The sequence below is a fragment of the Corynebacterium alimapuense genome, from assembly GCF_003716585.1.
GTDB lineage: Bacteria > Actinomycetota > Actinomycetes > Mycobacteriales > Mycobacteriaceae > Corynebacterium > Corynebacterium alimapuense.
On record NZ_PTJO01000005.1, the window covers coordinates 354,360 to 378,028 of the forward strand.

Genomic DNA, 23,669 nt, shown 5'->3' on the forward strand with positions numbered 1-23,669 from the left:
GATTGTTCTCCGGGCAACGGGCGCTTTAATTGTGCCTATCTTAGAAACTCACCTGCTCACTAGCGCAAAGCGGTAGCATCCTGGCGGCGCGGGTAGATCTGCGGACGAGCGCCTGCGACCTCTTCGATAATGCGCACAACCTGGTTGGAGTAGCCGAATTCATTGTCGTACCAGACATAGACCACCAGGTGCTTGCCGGAGACGATGGTGGCTAGCCCGTCGACGACACCGGCGTGGGTGGAGCCGATGAAGTCGGTAGAGACAATCTCCGGGGAATGGATGTAGCTGATCTGCTGGCGCAGATCAGAGTGCAAAGAGACCTTGCGCAGGAAGTCATTGACCTCGTCGCGGTCAACCTCATTTTCTAGGGTGAGGTTGAGCACCGCCATCGATACATCCGGAGTAGGCACGCGGATGGCGTTGCCGGTGAGCTTGCCTTCAAACTCGGGCAGCGCCTTGGAGACTGCCTTTGCGGCACCTGTCTCAGTAAGAACCATGTTCAGACCGGCAGCGCGGCCACGGCGGGAACCGCTGTGGAAGTTATCGATGAGGTTTTGGTCATTGGTGAAAGAGTGAACCGTCTCGACATGTCCGTGCTCGACGCCATAAGCATCGTTGAGCACCTTGAGTACCGGGGTAATACCGTTGGTAGTACAGGATGCTGCAGTGATGATCTGCTCATCATCGGTGATCTTGTCGTGGTTGATGCCATAGACCACGTTGAGCAGGTCGCCCTTGCCCGGTGCCGTGAGCACCACGCGATCTACGCCCTTGGACTCTAGGTGCTGGGATAGACCCGCGCGATCGCGCCAGCGGCCAGTGTTATCCACCACGATGGCATCGTGGATACCAAACGCGGTGTAGTCGACCTCGGCTGGGGAGTTGGAGTAAATCACCTGGATCTTGGTGCCATTGGCCCAGATGATGTCGTTTTCTTTATCCACGGTGATGGTGCCGTCGAAGGCGCCATGGACGGAGTCACGGCGAAGCAAAGATGCACGCTTAACTAGATCGTCATCACTATTCTTGCGAACCACTACGGCACGCAGGCGGACACCGCCATAGGTGGCTTCACGCGAGATGAGGATGCGCGCCAGCAAGCGGCCAATTCGGCCGAAACCGTAGAGCACGACATCGGTGGGATCAACCTTTTTATGAGTGCCGACGATCTCGGCGAGTTCAGCTTCCAAGTAGGCACTGAGATCATCGCTGTCACTGTCAGCGAAACCGATGGCTAGGCTTCCGATATCGATGGAAGCAGTGCCCAGGTTCATCTCCAGCAACTCCCGCAGAACTGGAAGAGTCTGGGTCAAAGGCAACTCGCGCTCAGTGACTCGGCGAGCGTAGCGGTGCGACTTGATGATGTCGATGTCAGTGGCGCCGACGAGCAGACGCCCGAAAACCGAGACGACGACGTCATTATTGCGATGAAGGCGGCCAATAAGCGGCAACATCTCCTGCGCCAAGGCGATCTTGTCGTTCCACTCATTTGGGTTGTTCTGCTCAGTCTGCGCGTGCGCGATCACTGCGTACCTTTCTATGGCGGGGTGGGTGTACCTCCCCTCCATTCTAGAGTACTTATCCCCTGGTGAGGGCCATTTGGTGCAGAATATCCGCAACGGATCCGGAAGTGAGCTTATCGACGTCCGTCCCCACCAAGCAGTAGGCAATCCCGGCGGGATCAGCCTGCCGCAAAGGTGCCAACATTGGTGCCAGATGAGGGTAAATAGCAGGCATATCCGGATGCTCTCGGACAAATTCGGTCACCAAGCCACGAGCCACCCTGCCAGAAAAGGCTCGACTAGCCACAGACTCGCCACCCTCAGCCAACAGAGTTCGGTTGAACTGGGAGGTGCCGGCCTCATCTGCCAACAAAAACGCCGAGCCACAAGAGACTGCCACTACCCCAGGCAGTGCCAAGGTGGACTCCACATCCGACCGTTCGCGAGTTCCACCAGCAGCCACTAGCGGCAGGTGGATACCGGCGGTGACGATGGCGTCGATAAGCTCGGGCAGTGAGCGAGAATCAGGGTCTTGGTCTACCTCCCACGTGGAACGATGCCCACCGGCTTCCGGTCCCTGCACCACGAGGGCATCCGCGCCAAGATCTGCAGCGGCCAGCGCATCAGCTGGGCAGGTGACCGTGATCCACGCATCAATGCCACGATCATGCAAGGCTGCAATTTCGTCTTTCGTGAAAGGCCCAAACGTCGCGGAGACTACCGCTGGCGGATGCTCAGCAGCCAAGAGTGCGTTGAACTTCGCATCGAAATCACAGCTGTAGTCAACCTCTGGGAGCTGTGCCCCGGGCGCTATCTCCTCAGCCACTTGGCGTAGCTCGGTTAGCGAAGACAAGGGCTGCTGCTTGGTAAATAGGTTAACTCCATAGCGGCAATCTCCAACCTCGCTGAGCCACCCCTCCAGCACATTGGCCGGGCCTTGGCCTGGGGCTAAAAATCCGAGTGAGCCAGCGTTTGCCGCGGCAACTACTAACTCTGGCGTGGAGGGACCTCCAGCCATTGGGGCAACAATGATTGTGGGGATATCCATGTCCAAATCCTATGTGAGAGACTGTTAATTGTGTTTAATATTCGCGCGTTGTTTCGCCGCCGCACTATCGATACTCCCGACCCCCAAGCCGATTGGATCGTGCTTGGGCTAGGAAATCCAGGACCTAAATACGCCAACACCAGACACAATGTTGGCTACTTGGCAGCAGATCAGCTGCTGGCGGACAGTAGTGCGCAGTTTGAACCGCTAGATTCTGTGCCAGCACTAGGCGCAACGATGACTATGGGCGATCAGCAAGTACTGGTATTGCGTTCCACGACTTTTATGAACCTCTCCGGACAAGCCCTGGCCCCGCTGGCGCTGCGCATGGGCATTCCTGCGGAGCGGATCATTGTCATCCATGATGAATTGGACCTGCCAGCAGGCAAGATCCGGCTTAAAAAAGGCGGGAACGAAAATGGCCACAATGGCCTCAAATCCTGCTCAGAGCTATTGGATACTAGGGACTACCTCCGAGTACGCATCGGCATTTCTCGCCCCCCAGCGGGCATGCCAGTTCCTGACTATGTTCTGGGAGCAATCGATGAAGATACCGAAGCCAACGAGCTAGCTAAGACGCTGGAGACTGCCGCGGAGACAGTTCGCTTGGTAGTCACCGAGGGTCTGCCTAAAGCGCAGAATCTTATTCATTCCCGCTAGGTGGATTCTGCAACTGGGGTGTTAGTTTTTCCCCAGGAGTTGGGAGAATCAATGTCTGCCGCTCACCGCTAAGGACGCCTACACTCGTCGTGATGAGCATCATTATTACTGGAGCCTCCGATGGGATCGGCGCGGCCGCCGCCCGTCAGATTCACCGAGAACTACCCGACACTCACCTGGTCCTGGTGGGGCGCAACCCCCAGAAAACTCGTGCGGTAGCCGACGAAATCGGCGCCGACCACCATGTCGCCGATTTTGCTCACCTCGACGAGGTCCGCGATCTTGCTGCTGAGCTGTCCACACTCGAGCACATCGACACCTTGGCTAACAACGCCGGAGGGCTGTTCTCCGGACCCACTCAGACTGTGGACGGCTTCGAGTTGACCTGGCAGGTCAACTACCTAGCTCCCTATCTACTGACTAATCTGCTGATGGATCAGTTGCTCTCCGCGCAAGCATCGGTGGTCTCTACCTCATCGGCGGCATCGGTATTAATGTCGCGCTTTGATGCTGATGACCTCGACAGCTCCAATAATTACAATGCAACTCGCGCCTATGGCAATGCCAAACTCGGCAATGTCTTGTTTACGAAAGCTCTACATGAGCGCTTCCATTCCGCAGGGCTCAATGCTGTTGCCTTCCACCCTGGTGTCATTGCCACCAACTTCGCCGCGGAGACTTCCAGCCCCATGCGTTTCGGCTACCGCACTGGGCTATCGAAAATGCTCACCCCGGCAACCGCAGGTGGAGAAAATCTGGCCTACTTCACTACTGGAGTACCAGGCATTCACTGGGAATCTGGCCGCTATTACAACGACAAACGTCGTCCAGGATTCCAACGTCGATCTGCCCAAAAGCCAGCTTTGGTTGATCGTGTCTTCGATGAGACCGCGAATGCTCTTGGTGTGTCATGGTCGTGATTGGGGGATACTGACGCAACCGGTTCGGGCTCCTGTCCTCACAGCGACTACGCTGGCTAAACATGAGCACCACCGCTGAGGCCTCACGTCGCCGCACATTCGCCGTCATTGCCCACCCCGACGCAGGTAAATCCACCCTGACTGAGGCTTTGGCGCTGCACGCGCACGTGATCAACGAAGCCGGCGCCGTCCACGGAAAAGGCGGCCGTAAAGCAACCGTCTCGGACTGGATGGAGATGGAAAAGGATCGCGGTATCTCCGTGGCCTCCTCCGCCCTGCAATTCGAATACGCGCCCGAAGGCCACAAGGGTCGTCCCTACATGATCAACCTCGTCGACACCCCAGGTCACGCGGATTTCTCCGAGGACACCTACCGCGTCCTCACTGCCGTCGATGCCGCAGTCATGCTCATTGATGCTGCTAAGGGCTTGGAGCCACAAACTCTCAAGCTCTTTCGAGTATGCAAAGCTCGCGGCCTGCCGATCATTACCGTGGTCAACAAGTGGGACCGGCCAGGCCGGGAACCGCTAGAGCTCGTCGATGAGATCGTCTCCGAGATCGGATTGCAGCCCACCCCCATGTTCTGGCCAGTAGGTATCGCCGGAGACTTCCGCGGTCTGGCCCGAGTAAGCGATGAGGGCGAAGCAGAAGAGTACATCCACTTCACTCGCACCGCCGGTGGTTCCACCATCGCACCAGAAGAGATCTACTCCTCTGAGCAGGCGGCGGAAAAAGAAGAACTTGACTGGGAACGCGCTGTCGAAGAGGCCGAACTACTGGCCGCCGATGGAGCTATGCATGATCAAGAGATGTTCGAGCAGTGTGTCACTTCTCCGTTGATCTTTGCCTCCGCCATGCTCAACTTCGGTGTCCACCAAATTTTAGATACCCTGTGCGAGATCGCTCCCTCGCCCTCTCCTCGTGAGAGCGACCCGAAGGTCGTCGAGGCATCGAGCACTGCCATCGACGTGGTTCGTAATGTCAACGATGATTTCTCCGGTGTGGTGTTTAAGGTACAAGCGGGCATGGATCGCAAACACCGAGATTCACTAGCCTTCATGCGGGTGGCTTCCGGGGAATTCGACCGCGGAATGCAGATTACCCATGCCCAGTCTGGGCGTAGTTTCTCTAGTAAATATGCGCTAACGGTGTTTGGTCGTACCCGTGAAACGGTCGAGACCGCTTTCCCCGGAGATATCGTCGGCTTGGTCAACGCTGGCTCCCTAGCCCCAGGCGATACTCTCTACGCTGGCCGCAAATGTCAGTACCCACCGATGCCGCAATTCGCGCCGGAGAACTTCCGTACGCTGCGGGCCAAGTCGCTGGGCAAGTACAAGCAGTTTCGTAAGGCACTCGAACAGCTCGATTCCGAGGGGGTTGTTCAGATCCTGCGCAACGATGCCCGCGGCGATGCCAACCCAGTCATGGCTGCCGTTGGCCCCATGCAGTTCGAGGTGATGCAGGCTCGGATGGACAACGAATACAACGTCGAGACCGTCACCGAGTCGATCCCCTACTCGGTTGCCCGACGCACTGATGCAGAATCCGCCCCGGGGCTCAGCCGCCAGCGCGGAGTGGAGATCTTCACCCGAACTGACGGCGAGCTCATCGCGCTCTTTGGCGATAAGTGGAAGCTTGCCTTCATTGAAAAGGAACATCCCGAGCTGACGATGGATCCGATGGTCGCAGACTAATGGGCATTTTTGGTTTTGGTCGCCGCGAATTAGTCTCTGTCCCGAGCAATATTGCCCAGATATCCGTCTCCGCATTGACAGTAAGCACCGCAGAGAGCCTGGTTATCATTAGTGTCAACGCGGAGACGGCAGCAGTGTTGGTCAAAGCCGCAAGATCACGTCGCCCGCACCTTCTTGTCGGCGATCATTCCAGCGTCAATTTGATCCCGGTCAAAGATGCCCGGCTTTCTCCCGCCTATGACCCGGATGTCGGTTGGATTATCCCGATGCTGCCGGGAGTATCCGATTCTATAGTCGATCTGGTCTCAGATGGACCTGGCGTCTACGAGATCGAGGGCTTAAATCTCGCAGTAGTGGTGGACTAAAGCTAGTCCTAGAAAAAGCTCATCTCCAGGCCGCTTACGCACCAAGACCTGGAGAGGAGCTTTTTGCGTGTGCATTCCAGGAGTATTAACCACTCCTGAACCACACGAGATTGGATATTAGGCAGGAGCGTCCACCGGAGATTCCGTCACGACAATGCCATCGGAATCGGCATAGAGAATCTGACCGGGGACGAATTCCACTCCGCCAAAGGAAACGGTGACATCCTTGTCCCCTACGCCGTCTTTGGCGGACTTACGCGGGTTAGTACCAAGCGCCTTGGCCCCGAATGTCATGGTGCCCACTACAGCAGAATCCCGGATAGCGCCGAGAATGACTACTCCGGCCCAGCCGTTTTCTACCCCGGCAGCGGCGATGAGATCGCCCATCAAAGCGGTGTGGACGGAGCTGTCACCATCTACGACCAGCACTCCCCCTTCGTTGGGCGTGTTGAGCGTCTTTTTCACCAAACCGTTGTCTTGGAAGCACTTGATGGTGGTGATCGGTCCGCAGAATTCGGTGACCCCACCGTAGTTGGTGAACTGGGTATCGCAGGAACGAACGTTCTCGCCGATGATGTCAACCAAATCGGCAGTGGCGATAAATGTGATGGACATAGGAGAGCTTCTTTCTGTAGGTGGCCTGAGTCAGGAAAACAGAAAATGGCATGAACCGTGAGCTATCACGATTCATGCCATTATCAACTAGATGGTCTATCTGTGGCTAGTCCTTAGTGGAACTGGCCTTCCTCGGTGGAGCCCTTGAGGGAGGTGGTGGAGGACTGGGGATCAACGGTGGTGGCGACGGTGTCGAAGTAGCCGGCGCCAACCTCACGCTGGTGCTTGACGGCGGTGAAGCCGCGCTCTTCGGCTGCCTTGAACTCACGGTTCTGCAGGTCAACGAAGGCGGGCATGCCCTCGCGGGCGTAGCCGTAGGCCAGGTCGAACATGCCGTAGTTCAGTGCGTGGAAGCCGGCGAGGGTGATGAACTGGAAGGTGAAGCCCATTGCGCCCAGTTCCTTCTGGAACTTAGCGATCTCGTCTGCATCAAGGTGTGCGGACCAGTTGAAGGACGGGGAGCAGTTGTAGGACAGCAGCTGGTCCGGGAACTCAGCGTGGACGCCGTCGGCGAACTTCTTGGCCAGCTCGAGGTCCGGGGTACCGGTCTCCATCCAGATCATGTCTGCGTAAGGAGCGTAGGACTTGGCGCGAGAGATGCAAGACTCCAGGCCGTTCTTGATCTTGTAGAAGCCCTCAGCGGTGCGCTCACCGGTGATGAAGGGCTTATCGCGATCATCAACGTCGGAGGTGATCAGGGTGGCGGCCTCAGCATCGGTACGAGCGATGACGACGGTCGGGGTGTCGGCGACGTCAGCAGCCAGACGAGCAGAGGTCAGGGTGCGGATGTGCTGCTGGGTCGGGATGAGGACCTTGCCGCCGAGGTGTCCACACTTCTTCTCAGAAGCGAGCTGATCTTCCCAGTGGGTACCGGCAGCGCCGGCAGTGATCATGGACTTCTGCAGCTCGTAGACGTTCAGCGCGCCGCCGAAGCCAGCCTCGCCGTCAGCAACGATCGGAACAAGCCAGTTGTCGACGGAGTCGTCGCCCTCGACGCGGGAGATCTCGTCGGCGCGCAGCAGCGCGTTGTTGATACGACGAACCACGTTGGGGACAGAGTTTGCCGGGTACAGCGACTGGTCCGGGTAGGTCTGACCTGCGAGGTTAGCGTCGCCGGCCACCTGCCAACCGGAGAGGTAAACAGCCTTCAGGCCAGCGCGGACCTGCTGAACTGCCATGTTGCCGGTGAGGGCACCAAGGGAGTTGATGTAGGAACCGTCACGCTTGGAGACGTTTTCCCAGAGGATCTCAGCACCGCGGCGGGCGAGGGTGTTCTCCTCGATGACGTTGCCCTGAAGCTGGGCAACCTGCTCAGCGGTGTAATCGCGGGTGATGCCTTCCCAGCGGGGGTTTTCGTCCCAGTCCTTCTGGATTTCAGCTGCGGTACGTGCCTGGCCGGTAGTGGTCATTGAGGGGACTCACTTTCCTGTCTTCGTGCTCCGGTCGCATAAGGCTTCCGGGCGGGGGTATGGAGGAGGATCCACCGCGGGCTTCTAAAGTCCAAGTTATTCGGTGGCGTGTCTCACAGAATGGTCGATAAAGTGCCCCACGTCAACGACTTTGGCGGTTCAAGTTGTGTGCGGGGGTAGCGGGGGTTTTTGCTAACTTTGCAAAACTCACAACTCTGGCCCGTAGACATTCCGTTTTCCAGCAACCGGCCCAGCCTGCACAAACGAATGGAAATCAAAACCGCAGGTATCGTCGGTATCGATTCAGGAGTCTCCAGAATGTAGGGGTGAGACCGGCCAGACAACAGGGGTAATATGTGGCTAAATCCGCAAAATCATTTACCCCGTGACTGAAATCACTTAGTCTGGGTCTATCGCAAAGACGCGACTGACCATGCATATTCCGTACTTTTCAAGGAGCTTCAGATGACTCAGACTGAGTCCAGGGACACCACCGAGCGCATTGAGATCGCAGGCCTTCAGGTTGCCAAGGTCCTGCATGACTTCCTCGCCGAGGATGTTCTTCCCGCGGTAGGGGTCAGCGCCGACGACTTCTGGCCAGGATTCGCTGAGCTCGTCAAGGATTTCACGCCCCGCAACAAGGAACTGCTGGCTCGTCGCGATGAGCTCCAAGCCAAAATGGATGAGCATTTCCAAGCAAACTCTGGCCAACCCGACCCCGCTGAGCTAGAGGCTTTCCTCCGTGAAATCGGCTATTTGGTCGATGCTCCCGAGGACGGCGAAATCCGCACTCGCGGCATTGATGATGAAATCGCGACCATGGCCGGCCCGCAGCTAGTCGTCCCGATTCTCAACGCTCGCTTTGCATTGAATGCTGCGAACGCACGCTGGGGATCACTCTATGATGCCCTCTACGGCACCAACGCCATCTCCGATGAGGGTGGCGCCGAGAAGGGCCGCGGATACAACCCTGCCCGCGGCCGCAAGGTCATTGATTGGGGCCGTGAATTCCTCGATGCCGCCGTCCCGTTGAAGGGCGCCTCCCACGCTGACGTCGATCGTTACTCCATCACCGATGGATACCTCGCCGCACACATCTCAGGCTCCGAGTACCGGTTGGAAGACAAGAGCGCCTACCGCGGCTTCTCCGGCGTCTTCGGTGATCCGGAGTCCATCCTGCTGCGCAACAACGGCCTGCACATTGAGCTCAAGATCGATCCGACCACCCCGGTGGGCAAGGATGACAAGGCCGGTATCACTGATATCGTCCTCGAATCTGCGATCTCCACCATCATGGACTTCGAAGACTCTGTCACCGCTGTCGACGGCGAGGACAAAACCCTCGGATACCGTAACTGGTTCGGACTCAACACCGGTTCGCTGAAAGAAGAAGTCGCCAAGGGCGACCGGACCATCACTCGTGCGCTGAATCCAGACCGAGAGTTCATCGGCCGTACCGGCACCGATATCCGTCTCCACGGCCGTTCTCTGCTGTTTGTCCGCAATGTTGGACACCTCATGCAGAACCCGGCCATCTTGGTCGACGGCGAGGAGATCTTCGAAGGTCTCATGGATGCAGTCATCACGACCATCTGCGCTATCCCAGGCCTGGATGTCCGTAACCCACTGCGTAACTCCCGCACCGGCTCCATCTACATCGTCAAGCCCAAGCAGCACGGCCCCGACGAAGTTGCTTTCACCAATGACCTATTCGCCCGCGTTGAGGATCTGCTCAGCCTGCCGCGTTACACCCTCAAGGTCGGCGTCATGGATGAGGAGCGTCGCACCTCGGTCAACCTCGACTCCTGCATCATGAACGTCGCTGACCGGTTGGCCTTCATCAACACCGGCTTCCTTGACCGCACCGGCGATGAGATCCACACCTCCATGCAGGCTGGCGCTATGGTCCGCAAGGCTGCCATGCAGACCGCACCGTGGAAGCAAGCCTACGAAGATGCCAACGTCGACGCTGGTCTGGCACGTGGCTTGTCCGGTAAGTCTCAGATCGGCAAGGGCATGTGGGCCATGACTGAGCTGATGGGCGAAATGCTTGAAGCCAAGATCGCTCAGCCCCGCGAAGGTGCAAACACCGCATGGGTCCCCTCCCCGACCGGCGCTACTTTGCACGCCACTCACTACCACCGTGTCGACGTCTTCGCTGTCCAAGAAGAGCTCAAGGCTGCAGGTCGCCGCGACACCTTCTCTCGCCTGCTGACCGTCCCGGTCTCCCCGTCCACCGAGTGGTCGGACGAAGAGAAGAAGGAAGAGCTCGACAACAACTGCCAGTCCATCTTGGGCTATGTTGTTCGCTGGGTTGAGCAGGGTGTTGGTTGCTCCAAGGTCCCCGACATCCACGATGTCGCCTTGATGGAAGACCGCGCTACACTGCGTATTTCCTCCCAGTTGCTGTGCAACTGGTTGGTTCACGGTGTCGTTTCCGAAGAGCAGGTCATCGAGTCCCTCGAACGAATGGCATCAGTCGTCGACCGCCAGAACGAGGGCGATCCGACCTACTTGCCGATGGCCGATGATTTCGACTACTCCATCGCTTTCCAGGCTGCCAAGGAATTGATCTTCAATGGCACCAAGTCCCCCTCCGGCTACACCGAGCCGATCTTGCACGCCAAGCGTCGCGAGTTCAAGCTGCGCCAGGGCATCAAGTAAGGCGTAAATCCTCACAGATTTACTAGGTTATTAAGTAGCCCCGTCCACCTTTAATAGGTGGTCGGGGCTTGCTTTTTGCCTCCGGTATCTTCGCAAACATCGCAAAGCCAGTACCCCCACCGATCCACCACGTCAGCCGGCGATCAATTGACCCGATTATTTTCATCCACAACATAGTGCTTTAACCACGCCCTGACGGTTTCAACCTCTATCTCAATAGCAACGAGTTGGCCCGCGGTACTACCCTTGGGTCCATGGATTTCCCCGCCCCAAGAAATTTGTCCGACCTCATCTCTGATGGAGCACTTACCCAAGCAGGTGTTGACGCCGCTTGGCTCGCTGACATTGGTGAGATCTCCGGGGTGGAATTTAGCGGTGAGCAAGTCCGCGTACACCGATCAGGAAAAGACCCACTGGATCTACCAGGCCGGTTGGTGGCCACGATCCAGAATCAGGAATGGACCTGGGAACAGGACTTCCCGCAACTGGAGCTTCCAGAACTCCATAATGGTGTTCCCGCCAGCGACGCCCTCATTGCGGCTGCCCGCACTCTCAATGGGAATGTCCCTATTCTATTGGCTCCTACCGAGAACCTCACCCGGGCCATCGCTGTCGGATTCCATCCGGCTCCAGGACCGACGCGCCCAGCCCTGATCGCGGGCTTAGCTGCGGTGGTTAACACCAAAAATGGCCACCTTGATATTCACCGCGCGTTGATGGGTTTCGCCGCTGCACGAGGCCTGGGTATCCGCAACGAAGGTGATGTGCTGACTCTTTCCGATGGCACCGAAGTCACGTTGGCGGGTTCTCGAGTCATTGATGTCGCTGGGGGTCTCTCGCTCGCGGATGTTCGGGCCGACGCGCGATTCTTCTCCGCTGAGCACCAGCTCTTCTACGAAGGACGCTGGCCCAACGCTGAGCTCAAAGTCGATCTCAACCGCGGCAAAGCACTGGTAGATCAGCGTCTGCAGGCTAAGGCCATCGTCATCGCCACGATCACTGATCAAGAGTGGACATGGGCTTGGGCCGATCCTCATCTACCACCAAATGAGAGTGCCAATCTTCGTCAATTCGGCCTCGACCATGGAATTCCGGCTCTGTTCCAAGAGCAGTGTCCGCTTCCCGAAGCACTGAAACTAGATCTCACGGATGCGGCTAAACCGATACTTGGCATGTGGACTCATGGGTACTGCCCGCTCAACGCGTACACCACCGCGGTAGTGCTTCTCGACGCCCCGGAGCTGCACCTTCCCGCTCCCACCGAGGCTGCGGTGGCAGCCACGTGGCAAGCGCCGATTGACCCCGAGCTAGATCTTGACCGAGCACAGAGCGCTTACCGAGCTCATCGTCAGATCAGCTGAGCACCTGGCGGAAAAACTCCGCGTCTTGAGCTGGACGAAAGTGCGGGTCGCGGGTTTTATCCACCAACACGGCACGAACGCCTTCCACGAAGTCCGGATGACGGCGTACTAGTTCGCCCAAACGCCGTTCATTATCGAGGCCTGCACGGAGGTCTTTGGCTTGGCGGTTAGCAGCAAAGAGCTCTGCGGTGGCAATTACCGCCGAGGGCGAGGAGGCTGACATCAGTTCTTGAACTAGCTCGCGGAACTCATGGTTGGGGTGCGTTGCCAGTGCGGCGTCGATACGCTCCCATGAGGAGCCATCGAAGGTGGCATTAATGTCTTTTGCTAACTCTGCAAGCCGAGATTGGCTCTGGGAATCGAGGGCATATTCGACAATCGCGGCCTCAATCCCCTCCGCGATGACAGACTCGGCGAACCCAGCTGCATCCGAAACCATATGGGTGGCCGCCCCAGTGTGAATGAGGTCTGCTGGGGTCAAACGGTAGCCGGTGAGTCCAATGAATGCGCCGATGGCCGGGTTAGCGCCCGGAAGCCGTTGTAAGAGATAAGACATACCAACATCAGTGATATAACCGATCGCCATCTCTGGCATCGAAAGCCAGGCTTTGTCCGTGATTATTCGATGTGAGCCATGGAGAGAAATTCCTGATCCTCCGCCCATGACGATGCCATCGATCAACGCGATATAGGGTTTCGGAAAGTTCGAGATGACATGGTTGAGGTCATATTCTTCGGCGAAAAAAGCGTCAATATCGGCTTGTTGCCCGTTGATAATTCCTTCACGAGCGAAACGCACGTCGCCGCCGGAGCAAAATGCTTTCGGAGAATGAGAAACGATCAAGACTTGAGTGATGCGATCATCAGCTACCCAGCTTTCGAGGGCTTCAGCGATAATCGTGATCATGTCATGATTGAGGCTGTTGAGAGCCTTCGGGCGGTTAAGCTCCAGCACGCCGGTAGTCTGGCGAATGGACACCAGCACGGGCGCGTCAGTCGTCGGTGTAATCATGCTCACAAGTCTACGGAGGAAAACAACACCTGATGGAACATCGCCTCATCGCCCTGGATATGGACGGCACGTTACTTGATGGACAGGGAGCTATCCCAGAGGGTTTTTGGGACGTTCTATCCGAAGCCACTTCTCGGGGAATCACGATCGCACCGGCCTCGGGTCGACAATTGGCCACCTTGCGTTCTATGTTCAGCGGACAGCTTGACCCAGGTACTTATATTGCTGAAAACGGCACGTGCGTCTTTCACAACGGATCGGTGGTTTCCACCACTGAGCTAGATCCACTGGCAGTCCATGCCATCATTGATTCCGCTGATGAGTTTGATCTAGTCATCTGTACCCCCGAGATGGCCTATATCCAGCCAGAGCTAGGCCCCGAAACCCGCGCAGAAATCGACAAATACTACTTCTCCACTACGGAAGTCTCCGACTTACATGAGGTGGCCGAGCAAGGGGTCATCAAGGTAGCTGCTTTCACCAATCAGGATGCTGAAGCGATCATCTATCCGGTGATTAAAGCTGCTGCGCCTGATGAAAATGTCGTGGTCTCTGGCGCACATTGGGTAGATGTGATGAGCCCGAACGCAGGCAAGGGACGCGCGTTACTCGCTCTAGCAGACACTCTTGGTATCCCGCAGGCACAAACCCTCGCCTTCGGCGATTATCTCAACGATCTGGAGCTGCTAGAAACAGCTGGTACAGCCTATGCCATGGCCAATGCCCACCCCAAGATCAAGGCCATCGCCGACCACATCGCCCCTGCGAACACCGAATACGGCGTGGTCACGGTATTGAAGGAACTGCTGGCAGACTAGCTGGCCCAGATTGCCAAGCCGACAGTCAGCAGCATGGGAGCAAGGATCGCTGCGAGGATCCACCATGCTGCTGGCTTGGCAAAGTTGAAGGTGAGGTTGGCTCCGGAGAGCTGGTCGACTAGGACCCGCTCATCATCTGGGTTGAAATAGAACATTCCCCAGCGGAGCCGCTCATGATCATTGGCTGGTGGGTACTGCTCATCTAGCTGGCGATTAATGCGTGCGATAGCTCCGAACAAGCCGATACAGCTCAATGCGATAGCGATCAGCATCCACCAGATGCTGAAAGAAAAATCCCCGAAGGCCCCATAGCTTTGGTGGATTCCTAGGGAGATGACCACCAAGATCGTGATCATAAACCACGCCAAGGGACGTTGAATCGCTTGAAAAAGTGCCAGCGTGCGCTTCTGTTGCGAATTGTCTTGGCCTGGAAAATCTCCCTGCGCAATACTCTTTGCCTGTTGGCTGACCAGCGCCGAGCTACCTATTCCCGTGGCCATGAGGATCACCGGACCGAGCAGTTGAACAGTCAAAAAACTCGGCAGTGATTTAGCTGTAAAATCATCACCTTCACCTGCCGCATTAAAATGCACTGGCAGCGGGTCTGGAAGCTGATCGAAATAGGTCAGGGAAAACGCAGTGGAGATCGCGATAAAAATGAGTCCGGCGGAGTACACCGCCCACGGAACTGGGGCAGTGCTCTCCACCGGGGAACTCATTGAGCGCTACTTCTTGTCTTTCTTACTCTTCTTGCTTTTCTTCTTGCCTTCTTGGCGGTCGCGCTCAAGCTTCGCGGCAACATCCGGAACATAGCGGAACTCATCGCGCGGGGGGCGCTGGTAGTTTCCGGAGGGACCTGGACGATCAACGATCTCGGGCAAGGGGCGCTCGATCTTCTCATAAGGAATGGTCGAGAGCAGGTGCGCAATGACGTTGATACGCGAACGCTTCTTGTCTTCGCTTTCCACGGTGAACCACGGTGCGGAGGGAATATCGGTGTGGATAAACATCTCATCCTTAGCGCGGGAGTACTCCTCCCACCGGGTGATCGACTGCAGATCCATCGGTGAGAGCTTCCAGCGACGCAACGGATCTTCCAACCGGGATTGGAAGCGTGCAGCCTGCTCCTCATCGGAGACTGAGAACCAGTATTTACGGATCATGATCCCGTCTTCGACAAGCATGCGTTCAAAGATCGGAGCCTGGTGTAGGAAGCGGCGGTACTCCTGGGAGGAGCAAAAGCCCATCACGCGCTCAACGCCAGCGCGGTTGTACCAGGAGCGGTCAAAGATGACGATCTCACCAGCGGTGGGCAGCTTTTCCACATAGCGCTGGAAGTACCACTGGCCCTGCTCCCGAGAGTTCGGGGCCGGCAGGGCTTCAATACGTGCACTGCGCGGGTTCAGGTACTGAGTGATCCGCTTGATAGCGGAGCCCTTTCCCGCAGCGTCGCGGCCTTCCATGATGATGACCACACGTGCACCGGTTTCAACGACCCACTGCTGAAGGTCAACCAGCTCAGCCTGCAGGCGCTTGAGTTCTTTTTCATAGGCTTGCCGGTTGAGTTTAGCTGGCGAAGGAGTCTTATCTTTGTCCGCTTTGTCCTTTTTTCCCATGTCAAAGAGCCTACCGTTAGAACTAGTCGACGCTGAACTCAGCCATGCGGTCCCACCCAGTTTTACCCGGAATCACAGTGTTGATGATCTGTGGAGTCTCTTTCAGTATGGCTGGGAACATTTCCGTGGCCTTCTGGAAATGGGCCGAACCCACATGAGCCTCAGCAGCATCATCGTCGAAGGCTTCAATGAGAAGGTATTCATTCGGATCATCTGTGTTTCGGAACCAATCAAAGAAAATACAGCCAGGTTCCGCGCGTGTGGCCTCAGTAAACTCTGACACGGTCACGCGGAAGTTCTCAACGTACTCGGGAAGTGGACGGAATCGGACATTAATGAGGATCATGACTCAATTCTAACGGTGCTGGGCAGAATCTCGCCAGGTTCGAGATTCACCCAGTGACAATAGGAGTAGCTCTGCACAAGCCACGGGATCCGAAAGATCGACTTCACAGATCCGCTCAGCGGTGGCTAAGCGGCTGCGGACCGTATGTCGATGGATACCAAGCCGATCTGCAGTGGTCGAGATCTTGCCGCCTGAACGCAAATAGATATCGAGAGTCTGTGCAAGAACGACACCAGATTCTTGGTCATAATCAAAAAGTCGCTGATAGGTCTCATTGAAACGCGTAGCCAATGCGCCCCGGACCGCTGTGTCATCGAGCCAACGTAGAGTACGAGATTCGGGACCCGCATGTTGTCCAGGTTGGAGAGTCTCTGCGACCGCAGCTAGGTCTTCGACGATGCGCATACGGAGATCCTGCCAACGCACAGGATTACCGAGGGAGATTCTGGTGTGTTCGACTCCCTGTCCAAAGAGGGAGATAATCTCTGGCACTGATCTGGAACCCCGAAAGAGCATCAGAGCGGAATTGTCTCCTAGGCTCAGCGCGAACATCTGTCGGCCATCATCCGCCAAGTGATGATCTAGCAGCATATTTGCCCGATTAAAGCTGCGGCTATTATCAGCGCTGACTACTACTGGGCGTACCCGTCCGGCAGAATCACTGGCCGTGGCGAACACATCAGCCATCGCCTGTTGACTATTGTCCGTTCCCAGTAACACGGACATGGCCAAAGTGTTGAGCTCACTGGTAGCACGCCTTAAGGAATCTGGCCGCTGCAAAATGATCGCAGCTAGGCCTGCACAATGCTTGATCACGCTGCGCTCCGGCGATTCGAATGGCCGTGAGCCCACTGCCACGAGTAGGTGATAGCGCTCCCCTTCCCCGATCATGCGATGAATAAGAACGTATCTCCCAGCCATCCGGAAGGCAGAGCTTCGGCCTTTCTCTGCGATCGACTTTTCGACAATACCGGAGAGAAACGTTCGATCATCACCCTGAGAAATATGAGTAACAACTCGGCCATCATTGTCAGTGATCATGATCGACGCGCCAAGGTGCTCAGCCGTGGTGGCGACTAAATCACCAACGCCCCGGTCCACCGCAACTTGGTTCAGCACTTCCTGGACTTCGAGCAAACGCTGCTGACCACGGAGCCGACGCAGTGCTAGCTCCTCCTGTGCCACGGAGAGAATCGAAACAAATGGAGTCTCCCGGGGCACCTCGAACACTGAGAGTCCCTGATGGCGGGCGGCGTCGATTAGCCGGGGTGGAACCCGATCAACGATCATTCCCGTCCCGAATCCAATGGCGACTACTCCGGCGTCGCCGAGCCTGTGGACATAGTCTTCGATGGCGCCTGGCCGATAGTCCAATGCCACTCCGACGGTGAGGATAATCGCACCGGAATGAACGAATTCGACCGTTTCTACCAGTTCACTGGGTTGAACTACCGAGAAGGAATCATATCCACGCAATAGCGGTCGCAGATTAAGGCTTCGTTGTCGGTAGAGCCACGTCAGGCTGAGCTCTTCGGCGGGTACAAATATCTCAGACATAGTTGGCAACTATCCATTCTGGACAATTTTTAGGATTGCTTTCGCCACAGAGTACATGGTCTGTGCTTCCATCCCAGCGCATACTCATCCTCAACAACAATCGATCCCCGAAAATAATTGAGGCTTCCATGAAAGACCTGACCTACCGTCTCCCCCAGCGTCGTGAGCTCACCACCGCATTGCCCGGCCCTAAAAGCCGCGAGTTGAGCGCTCGACGAGAAGCAGCGGTCACCGCAGCCGTCTCCCCCGGACTGCCCGGCTGGGTAGTTGATGCTGATGGCGGCGTGCTACTCGACGCCGACGGCAACTCCTTCATCGACTTTGCCTCTGGCATCGCGGTGACCAGCGTTGGCGCATCCAACGCCAAGGTCGCCGAGGCAGTAGCCGAAGCTGCCAGTCATTTCACCCACACCAGCTTCATGGTCTCGCCTTATGAGTCTTATGTGGCAGTGGCCGAAAAACTCAACGAAATCACTCCCGGAGATCACGCCAAGAAATCAGTCCTTCTCAACTCCGGTGCCGAAGCGGTAGAAAATGCCGTGAAAATCGCGCGTTCCTATACCGGCAAGAACGCAGTGCTCGTTTTTGATAACTCTTACCACGGGCGAACCAACCTGACGATGGCCATGACCGCCAAGAATAAGCCCTATAAGACCGGATTCGGCCCCTTGGCCAGCGAGGTCTACCGCGCGCCGATGTCCTACCCACTACGCGATGGGCTTTCCGGTGCAGAGGCCGCCGCCCGCTCCATCCGGGCCATTGAACAGCAGGTCGGCGCAGAAAACCTCGCCTGCCTGGTCATCGAACCGATCCAGGGCGAGGGTGGATTCATCGAACCAGCCGCAGGCTTCCTGCCCGCACTGAGCCAGTGGTGCACCGAGAACAACGTGGTTTTCGTCGCCGATGAGATCCAGGCAGGTCTCTGCCGCACCGGTTCCTGGTTTGCCTGCGATCAAGAAGGGGTTGTCCCCGACCTGGTCACCACTGCCAAGGGCATTGCTGGTGGCATGCCGTTGTCAGCGGTCACCGGCCGGTCCGAGATCATGGATGCCCCGGTAGTTGGCGGACTCGGAGGCACCTACGGTGGCAACCCCGTCGCCTGCGCCGCGGCAATTGCTGCCATCTCTGAGATGGAAGAACACGATCTCGCTGCTCGGGCGCTTGAGATCGAGGCCATTATCCGTGAGGTCTTCGAACCGCTCAACGGCCAGGACACAGTCGCAGAAATCCGTGGACGTGGAGCGATGGTTGCTCTTGAGCTGGTCGATGCCGAAGGCCACCCCAATGCTGCACTCACCGCTAAGGTCGCCGCCGAATGCAAGGCCCAGGGCATCTTGCTGTTGACCTGCGGCATGGATGGAAACGTCATCCGCCTCTTGCCGCCGCTGGTGATCAGCGAAGAACTACTCCGCGATGGACTTAACGTCCTAGTCAAGTCCATTAACGCCAACTCCTAAAGCTCACGGTCCCCCAAGTCAAGGAACCCAGATGATCCTCTCCCCGCTCCTGCCCCCTGATCTTCCCACCGGCCTTTGGCTGGGAACGAGCAACCGCGCCGCTACCACCGATTCCACCTTCGAGGTCGAGGATCCTGCCACCGGCGAGGTGCTGGCCACCGTGGCCGATGCCGACTCTGCCGATTGGAACGCCGCACTCGATGCCGCGATGACAGCTCAGCAACAGTGGGCACCGGTGACCTCTCGTCGCCGCTCGGAGATGCTCAGCGCTCTATTTTCCGAGCTCACTCGCCGCACTGAGGACTTTGCCCGAGTCATGACCCTCGAGATGGGAAAGCCACTTGCGGAGGCCCGCGGCGAGGTCGCCTACGGTGCTGAGTACTTCCGCTGGTTCGCTGAAGAAGCCGTCCGCATACCTGGCCGCTACGCCACCGCTCCTAGTGGGCTCGGTCAGCTGACGGTCACGCGCACCCCGGTTGGCCCGGTATTGGCCATCACCCCATGGAACTTCCCACTGGCTATGGCCACTCGTAAGATCGCTCCGGCACTCGCTGCTGGTTGCCCGGTGATCGTCAAGCCAGCCGCCGAAACTCCGCTAACCATGCTGTTATTGGGTGAGGTCTTCGCCGAGGTCTTTGGCCGCTTCAATGTCCCCGAAGGTCTGGTCTCGATCATTCCGACCACTCACGCAGCAGAACTATCCGCGGAATTGATGTCCGATCCGCGCTTGCGGAAGGTCACTTTCACTGGTTCCACCCCGGTGGGACGGCAGTTGGTCCGGCAGTCGGCTGAGAATCTCTTGCACACTTCCATGGAGCTAGGCGGCAACGCTCCCTTCGTCGTCGCCGCCGATGCAGATCTTGATCTAGCGATTGAGGGTGCAATCTTCGCCAAGATGCGTAACGGTGGCGAGGCGTGCACCGCGGCCAACCGCATCTATGTCGATCAGTCAGTAGCTAACGAGTTCACTACGCGTCTTGTCGAGCGCATCGCTGGCTACCAGCCCGGACACGGCTTAGATGAGACAACCACACTCGGGCCTATTATCACCGAGCGCCAACTCGATCGCATCGCTGCGCTAGTCGACGCCGCCGTCGAGGCCGGCGCGACAGTGGCCACCGGCGGACACAAGATCGAGGGTGCGGGGAATTTCTTCCAGCCGACGGTGCTCACCGAGGTTCCAGCTGGCCAAGATATCCTCACCCAAGAAATCTTCGGCCCGGTGGTCACCATCACCACCTTCGATGGACTCGAAGAGGGCGTCACATTGGCCAATGACACCGAATTCGGTCTGGCCGCTTATGGGTTTAGTTCTTCCACCCAGGGTGCTGCTTACCTGAGCACCCATCTCCAGGCGGGCATGATCGGAATCAACCGAGCAGCTATCTCCGACCCAGCTGCCCCCTTTGGCGGGATTGGCCAGTCCGGTTTTGGCCGCGAAGGCGGCATCGAAGGCATCGAGGAATACCTCGACGTCAAATACATCGCTACTTCTTAACCCGACGATCCACCCCACCCCCAACAATCCACCAGACAGAAAGGCCCCGGACATGTCCTCCCCCACTGTGTCTACGACACCGGAAACCACTCCTCCAAAGGCCCCCGGCCTGACGTTCTGGCAGGGTGTCGCTCTGATCTTCGGCACCAATATCGGCGCTGGCGTCCTCAGCCTTCCCTTCGCTGCACGCAACGGTGGCTTCTTAGCGCTAGCTATCGCACTGTTGATCGCTGGTACCTTGACTACCATTTCCATGCTCTATGTGGCAGAGGTATCGCTGCGTACCAAAGAACCCCTGCAGCTTTCTGGTCTAGCAGAGAAATACCTGGGCCAATTCGGCCGTTGGCTGGTTTTTGCTGCGATCGTGGTCAATGGCATCGGTGCTTTGATCGCTTACGCCGCAGGATCAGGCATGCTCATCAATAATATCCTCGGGGTTTCTCCGACGATTGGCACCGTAGCCTTCTACGCAATCGGTTCCTTCGTGATGTGGAAAGGCCTGCACGCGACTGGACGAGTCGAGGCCGCCATCACCCTCGGAATGGCCGCAATCATCATCATTCTCGTCAGCTGGACAATCTTCGGGCCGGGCATTGAAGCCGAGAACCTCTTGGTCTTCCGCCCCTATTTCATCATCCCGATCATGAACCTCGCAGTGTTTACCTTCCTGGCACAGTACGTCGTCCCGGAGCTCGCACGCGGCATGGAGCAGACCCCTGCCATGCTGCCGAGAGCCATCGTCGCAGGTATGGCAATTACCGGATTTACCTTGGCATTGGTACCTTTCGCTGCCCTCGGTTTGATGGGCACCGACGTCACTGAAGTAGTAACCATTGCTTGGGGCGAGCAACTTGGCACCGTGGCATATTATCTTGCCAATGTCTTCGCCCTCGCTGCGATGCTGACGTCGTTTTTGGCGATTGGCTTCACCATGATGCGCAATGTGCTCAACATGTTCCACTGGGGTTCTGCCTCCTGGCACGGGTTGGCAGCCCTGCTGGTGACCATCATTCCGCCGTTGAGCATCAATTTCCTCGGGCTTGGCGGATTCGTCTCCGCACTGACCTACGCTGGCGGCTTCGCCGGAGCGATCATGTCGGTCATCCCCGTCTTGTTGCTACATGCCACCCGAAAGTACGGCGACCGAGCACCAGCGTGGACGGTCGGTTGGGCTTCCCACCCGGTTATCCAGGCGACGATCATCATCGTCTACGTCACAGCGTTTATCTACTCGATCATGTCGTTGACCGGCTTCGTACCTGAGGGCTGGGCCTAAATATCAGCCCCAGCCTGTCGTGGTTGAGCAGCTCTAGCTTTCCAGCTGCTCGCCCAGGACTAGCCATTCCATCTCCAGCATCTCCCGGTCATCGGCGGTAGCTTTCAATTTGCCATCGAGCCGGGAGAGCTTATCAGTATCTACAGCCTCAGCTGCAGCAGCCATCTCCACCTGAATCTTGGCCATCTTTTGATCCATCTTGGCAATCTTGCGCTCAAGAGTGTTCATCTGTTTTTGGACTTCGCGCTCCTGCTGAGAACTCATCCCCTGCTTTTCCACGGCCGCCGGGCGGTTCTTCTCCCCGAAGTCCAGCGGGCCAGATCCCTCGGCGGCAGCAGTTTCTCGACGTCGCTCAAGGTACTGTTCAATGCCACCGGGCAGGTTAGTCAAGTTCCCGTCGCCAAACAGTGCCCACGTGGTGTCGGTGACTCTTTCAATGAGGTATCGATCGTGCGAAATAACCACCATCGTGCCGGGCCAAGAATCCAGTAGGGATTCGAGCTCCTGGAGGGTATCGATATCCAGGTCGTTAGTCGGCTCATCGAGCAACAAGACATTGGGTTCTGCCATGAGCACGCAGGTCAGCTGCAGCCGGCGTCGCTCACCGCCGGAGAGATCGCCCACCGGGGTGCGCTGTCGTTTAGCCGAAAAGCCCAGTCGCTCGGCCAGCTTGGATGCGGACATCTCCTTGTTGCCCAGCTGGACATAGGAGGCCACATCTTCCACGGCCTCCAACAGGCGCTTTTTCGGATCCAGATCATCAAGTTCCTGGCGCAACCAACCAAGGCGGACAGTCTGGCCCTCGATGCGTTTGCCGGCAGCCAACTGGTGTTCACCTGCGAGGGTGCGCAGCAAGGTGGTCTTGCCGGAGCCGTTGACTCCGACTAGCCCGATCCGCTCACCGGGGGCAAGCCGCCAAGTCATGTGGTCGACGAGCATGCGTCCATCGGGGGTTTCAATCCGCGCGTCTTCTAATTCAATGACGACCTTGCCCTGGCGCTGCCGAGAAAAGCTGGTCAGCTCGACGGAATCTCGCGGCGCCGGAACATTGGAGATCAATGCCTCGGCGGCCTCAATCCGGTAGCGCGGCTTAGATGTTCTAGCCGGCGCACCGCGACGCAACCAGGCCAGTTCCTTGCGTGCCAAGTTCTGCCGACGCTGCTCGATGGCATCGGCCTGACGTGTGCGTTCGGCCCTAGCGAAAGTCCAGTCGTTGTAGCCGCCCTCATAGGTATCTACTACTCCGTCATGGACTTCCCAGGTGGTGGTAGCGATGGTGTCTAGGAACCAACGATCGTGGGTAACCACCACCAGTGCCATCCGGCGCGAGATCAAGTGCTCGGCCAACCATTGGACGCCCTCGACGTCCAAGTGGTTGGTCGGCTCATCGAGGATGAGCAGATCCAAATCGCGCACTAATGCCGCGGCAAGGTTGACTCGGCGTCGTTCGCCGCCGGAGAGCCCGCCCACCTGAGTTTCTAGACCTAGGTCGGCGACCCCAATCCCACCGAGGACGTCGCGCACGCGGGCATTAGAAGCCCACTCGTAGGTTTCCAATCCCAGTGGGGCTAGAACCACGTCGGCAATAGTGTCGGAGTCATTGAGCTCAGCGCGCTGAGTGACCACAGCAAGCCGCAGGTTAGACACATGCGACACGCGTCCTTGATCGGGCGGTTCGATGCCGGTGAGTACCTCGAGGAGAGTGGTTTTTCCGCCGCCGTTGAGGCCGACGACGCCGACACGATCGCCGGTCTGGACACCGAGGCTGACGCCGTCGAGGAGGGTCTTAAGACCCCAGGTCTTGGAGACGTTCTCGAGATTGATGAGATTGGCCATGCGGGTGGTTGGATT

At 57.5% G+C, this 23,669-nt stretch carries 20 protein-coding genes; 10 read left to right on the plus strand and 10 right to left on the minus strand.

Annotated features, from left to right (window positions below; all coding sequences use genetic code 11):
• Window positions 1-59: 59 nt before the first annotated feature.
• Together C5L39_RS08715 and C5L39_RS08720 are read right to left on the minus strand one after the other, a co-directional pair.
• Window positions 60-1,526, minus strand: coding sequence for a glyceraldehyde-3-phosphate dehydrogenase (locus C5L39_RS08715; RefSeq protein WP_281270229.1), 1,467 nt, complete (start codon window positions 1,524-1,526; stop codon window positions 60-62).
• 52 nt (window positions 1,527-1,578) lie between these two features.
• Window positions 1,579-2,550, minus strand: a complete 972-nt coding sequence (locus C5L39_RS08720; protein ID WP_123048491.1) for a nitronate monooxygenase — start codon at window positions 2,548-2,550, stop codon at window positions 1,579-1,581.
• Between the two features lie 30 nt (window positions 2,551-2,580).
• On the opposite strand from C5L39_RS08720, the gene pth reads away from it, so the two are divergent.
• The 4 genes from pth (at window position 2,581) to C5L39_RS08740 (ending at window position 6,189) form a co-directional block, all read left to right on the plus strand.
• The gene (gene pth / locus C5L39_RS08725) at window positions 2,581-3,210 is read left to right on the plus strand and encodes an aminoacyl-tRNA hydrolase (protein ID WP_245974947.1); all 630 of its coding nucleotides are present in this window, start codon (window positions 2,581-2,583) and stop codon (window positions 3,208-3,210) included.
• A gap of 89 nt (window positions 3,211-3,299) precedes the next feature.
• The gene (locus C5L39_RS08730; RefSeq protein ID WP_197714735.1) at window positions 3,300-4,130 is read left to right on the plus strand and encodes an SDR family NAD(P)-dependent oxidoreductase; all 831 of its coding nucleotides are present in this window, start codon (window positions 3,300-3,302) and stop codon (window positions 4,128-4,130) included.
• Window positions 4,131-4,192: 62 nt separating this feature from the next.
• Window positions 4,193-5,824 carry a peptide chain release factor 3 gene (locus tag C5L39_RS08735; protein WP_123048494.1) on the plus strand — a complete coding sequence of 544 codons (1,632 nt, stop codon included), beginning with the start codon at window positions 4,193-4,195 and terminating at the stop codon, window positions 5,822-5,824.
• Window positions 5,824-6,189: a hypothetical protein gene (locus tag C5L39_RS08740; RefSeq protein ID WP_123048495.1), complete on the plus strand. Its 366-nt coding sequence runs from the start codon at window positions 5,824-5,826 to the stop codon at window positions 6,187-6,189. Before C5L39_RS08735 ends, C5L39_RS08740 begins: the two co-directional genes overlap by 1 nt.
• A gap of 117 nt (window positions 6,190-6,306) precedes the next feature.
• Here the strand turns inward: C5L39_RS08740 and rraA are convergent, their stop codons facing one another.
• Both rraA and aceA read right to left on the minus strand, forming a co-directional pair.
• Entirely contained in the window at window positions 6,307-6,804 is a 498-nt protein-coding gene (gene rraA / locus C5L39_RS08745) for a ribonuclease E activity regulator RraA (RefSeq protein ID WP_123048496.1), read from the minus strand.
• A 113-nt stretch (window positions 6,805-6,917) separates the two neighbouring features.
• The gene (gene aceA, locus C5L39_RS08750; protein WP_123048497.1) at window positions 6,918-8,213 is read right to left on the minus strand and encodes an isocitrate lyase; all 1,296 of its coding nucleotides are present in this window, start codon (window positions 8,211-8,213) and stop codon (window positions 6,918-6,920) included.
• A 465-nt stretch (window positions 8,214-8,678) separates the two neighbouring features.
• Between aceA and glcB the strand changes: the two genes are divergently transcribed.
• Entirely contained in the window at window positions 8,679-10,877 is a 2,199-nt protein-coding gene (gene glcB, locus C5L39_RS08755) for a malate synthase G (protein WP_123048498.1), read from the plus strand.
• Window positions 10,878-11,131: 254 nt separating this feature from the next.
• Entirely contained in the window at window positions 11,132-12,238 is a 1,107-nt protein-coding gene (locus C5L39_RS08760; RefSeq protein ID WP_126268748.1) for a DUF6882 domain-containing protein, read from the plus strand.
• On the opposite strand, the gene C5L39_RS08765 is transcribed toward C5L39_RS08760, so the two are convergent.
• Complete coding sequence (locus C5L39_RS08765; RefSeq protein WP_123048500.1) at window positions 12,231-13,250, minus strand: 3-hydroxyisobutyryl-CoA hydrolase; 1,020 nt, start codon at window positions 13,248-13,250, stop codon at window positions 12,231-12,233. The genes C5L39_RS08760 and C5L39_RS08765 overlap by 8 nt on opposite strands.
• 32 nt (window positions 13,251-13,282) lie before the next feature.
• Here C5L39_RS08765 and C5L39_RS08770 point away from each other — a divergent pair, with 32 nt between their 5' ends.
• The gene (locus C5L39_RS08770; RefSeq protein ID WP_123048501.1) at window positions 13,283-14,068 is read left to right on the plus strand and encodes an HAD family hydrolase; all 786 of its coding nucleotides are present in this window, start codon (window positions 13,283-13,285) and stop codon (window positions 14,066-14,068) included.
• Here the strand turns inward: C5L39_RS08770 and C5L39_RS08775 are convergent.
• The 4 genes from C5L39_RS08775 to C5L39_RS08790 are packed head-to-tail and all read right to left on the minus strand — an operon-like array spanning window position 14,065 to window position 17,587.
• The gene (locus C5L39_RS08775) at window positions 14,065-14,787 is read right to left on the minus strand and encodes a DUF1648 domain-containing protein (protein WP_123048502.1); all 723 of its coding nucleotides are present in this window, start codon (window positions 14,785-14,787) and stop codon (window positions 14,065-14,067) included. The two genes, C5L39_RS08770 and C5L39_RS08775, sit on opposite strands and share 4 nt — an antisense overlap.
• Window positions 14,788-14,793: 6 nt before the next feature.
• Window positions 14,794-15,684 (minus strand): polyphosphate kinase 2, encoded by an 891-nt coding sequence (gene ppk2 / locus C5L39_RS08780; protein WP_123048503.1) that lies wholly within the window; start codon window positions 15,682-15,684, stop codon window positions 14,794-14,796.
• Window positions 15,685-15,706: 22 nt separating this feature from the next.
• Window positions 15,707-16,030, minus strand: a complete 324-nt coding sequence (locus C5L39_RS08785) for a putative quinol monooxygenase (protein WP_123048504.1) — start codon at window positions 16,028-16,030, stop codon at window positions 15,707-15,709.
• Window positions 16,031-16,039: 9 nt separating this feature from the next.
• Window positions 16,040-17,587 (minus strand): PucR family transcriptional regulator, encoded by a 1,548-nt coding sequence (locus C5L39_RS08790; protein WP_123048505.1) that lies wholly within the window; start codon window positions 17,585-17,587, stop codon window positions 16,040-16,042.
• A gap of 128 nt (window positions 17,588-17,715) precedes the next feature.
• Here C5L39_RS08790 and gabT point away from each other — a divergent pair, with 128 nt between their 5' ends.
• From gabT to C5L39_RS08805, 3 genes are read left to right on the plus strand one after another with little or no spacing between them, the layout of a single operon-like run.
• A complete protein-coding gene (gabT, locus tag C5L39_RS08795; RefSeq protein WP_123048506.1) occupies window positions 17,716-19,044 on the plus strand; it encodes a 4-aminobutyrate--2-oxoglutarate transaminase in 1,329 nt (442 codons plus the stop codon).
• Between the two features lie 31 nt (window positions 19,045-19,075).
• Window positions 19,076-20,542 carry an NAD-dependent succinate-semialdehyde dehydrogenase gene (locus tag C5L39_RS08800; protein ID WP_123048507.1) on the plus strand — a complete coding sequence of 489 codons (1,467 nt, stop codon included), beginning with the start codon at window positions 19,076-19,078 and terminating at the stop codon, window positions 20,540-20,542.
• A gap of 52 nt (window positions 20,543-20,594) precedes the next feature.
• Window positions 20,595-21,818 carry an aromatic amino acid transport family protein gene (locus C5L39_RS08805; protein WP_123048508.1) on the plus strand — a complete coding sequence of 408 codons (1,224 nt, stop codon included), beginning with the start codon at window positions 20,595-20,597 and terminating at the stop codon, window positions 21,816-21,818.
• 33 nt (window positions 21,819-21,851) lie between these two features.
• On the opposite strand, the gene C5L39_RS08810 is transcribed toward C5L39_RS08805, so the two are convergent.
• A complete protein-coding gene (locus tag C5L39_RS08810; protein WP_123048509.1) occupies window positions 21,852-23,654 on the minus strand; it encodes an ABC-F family ATP-binding cassette domain-containing protein in 1,803 nt (600 codons plus the stop codon).
• Between the last annotated feature and the right edge of the window lie 15 nt (window positions 23,655-23,669).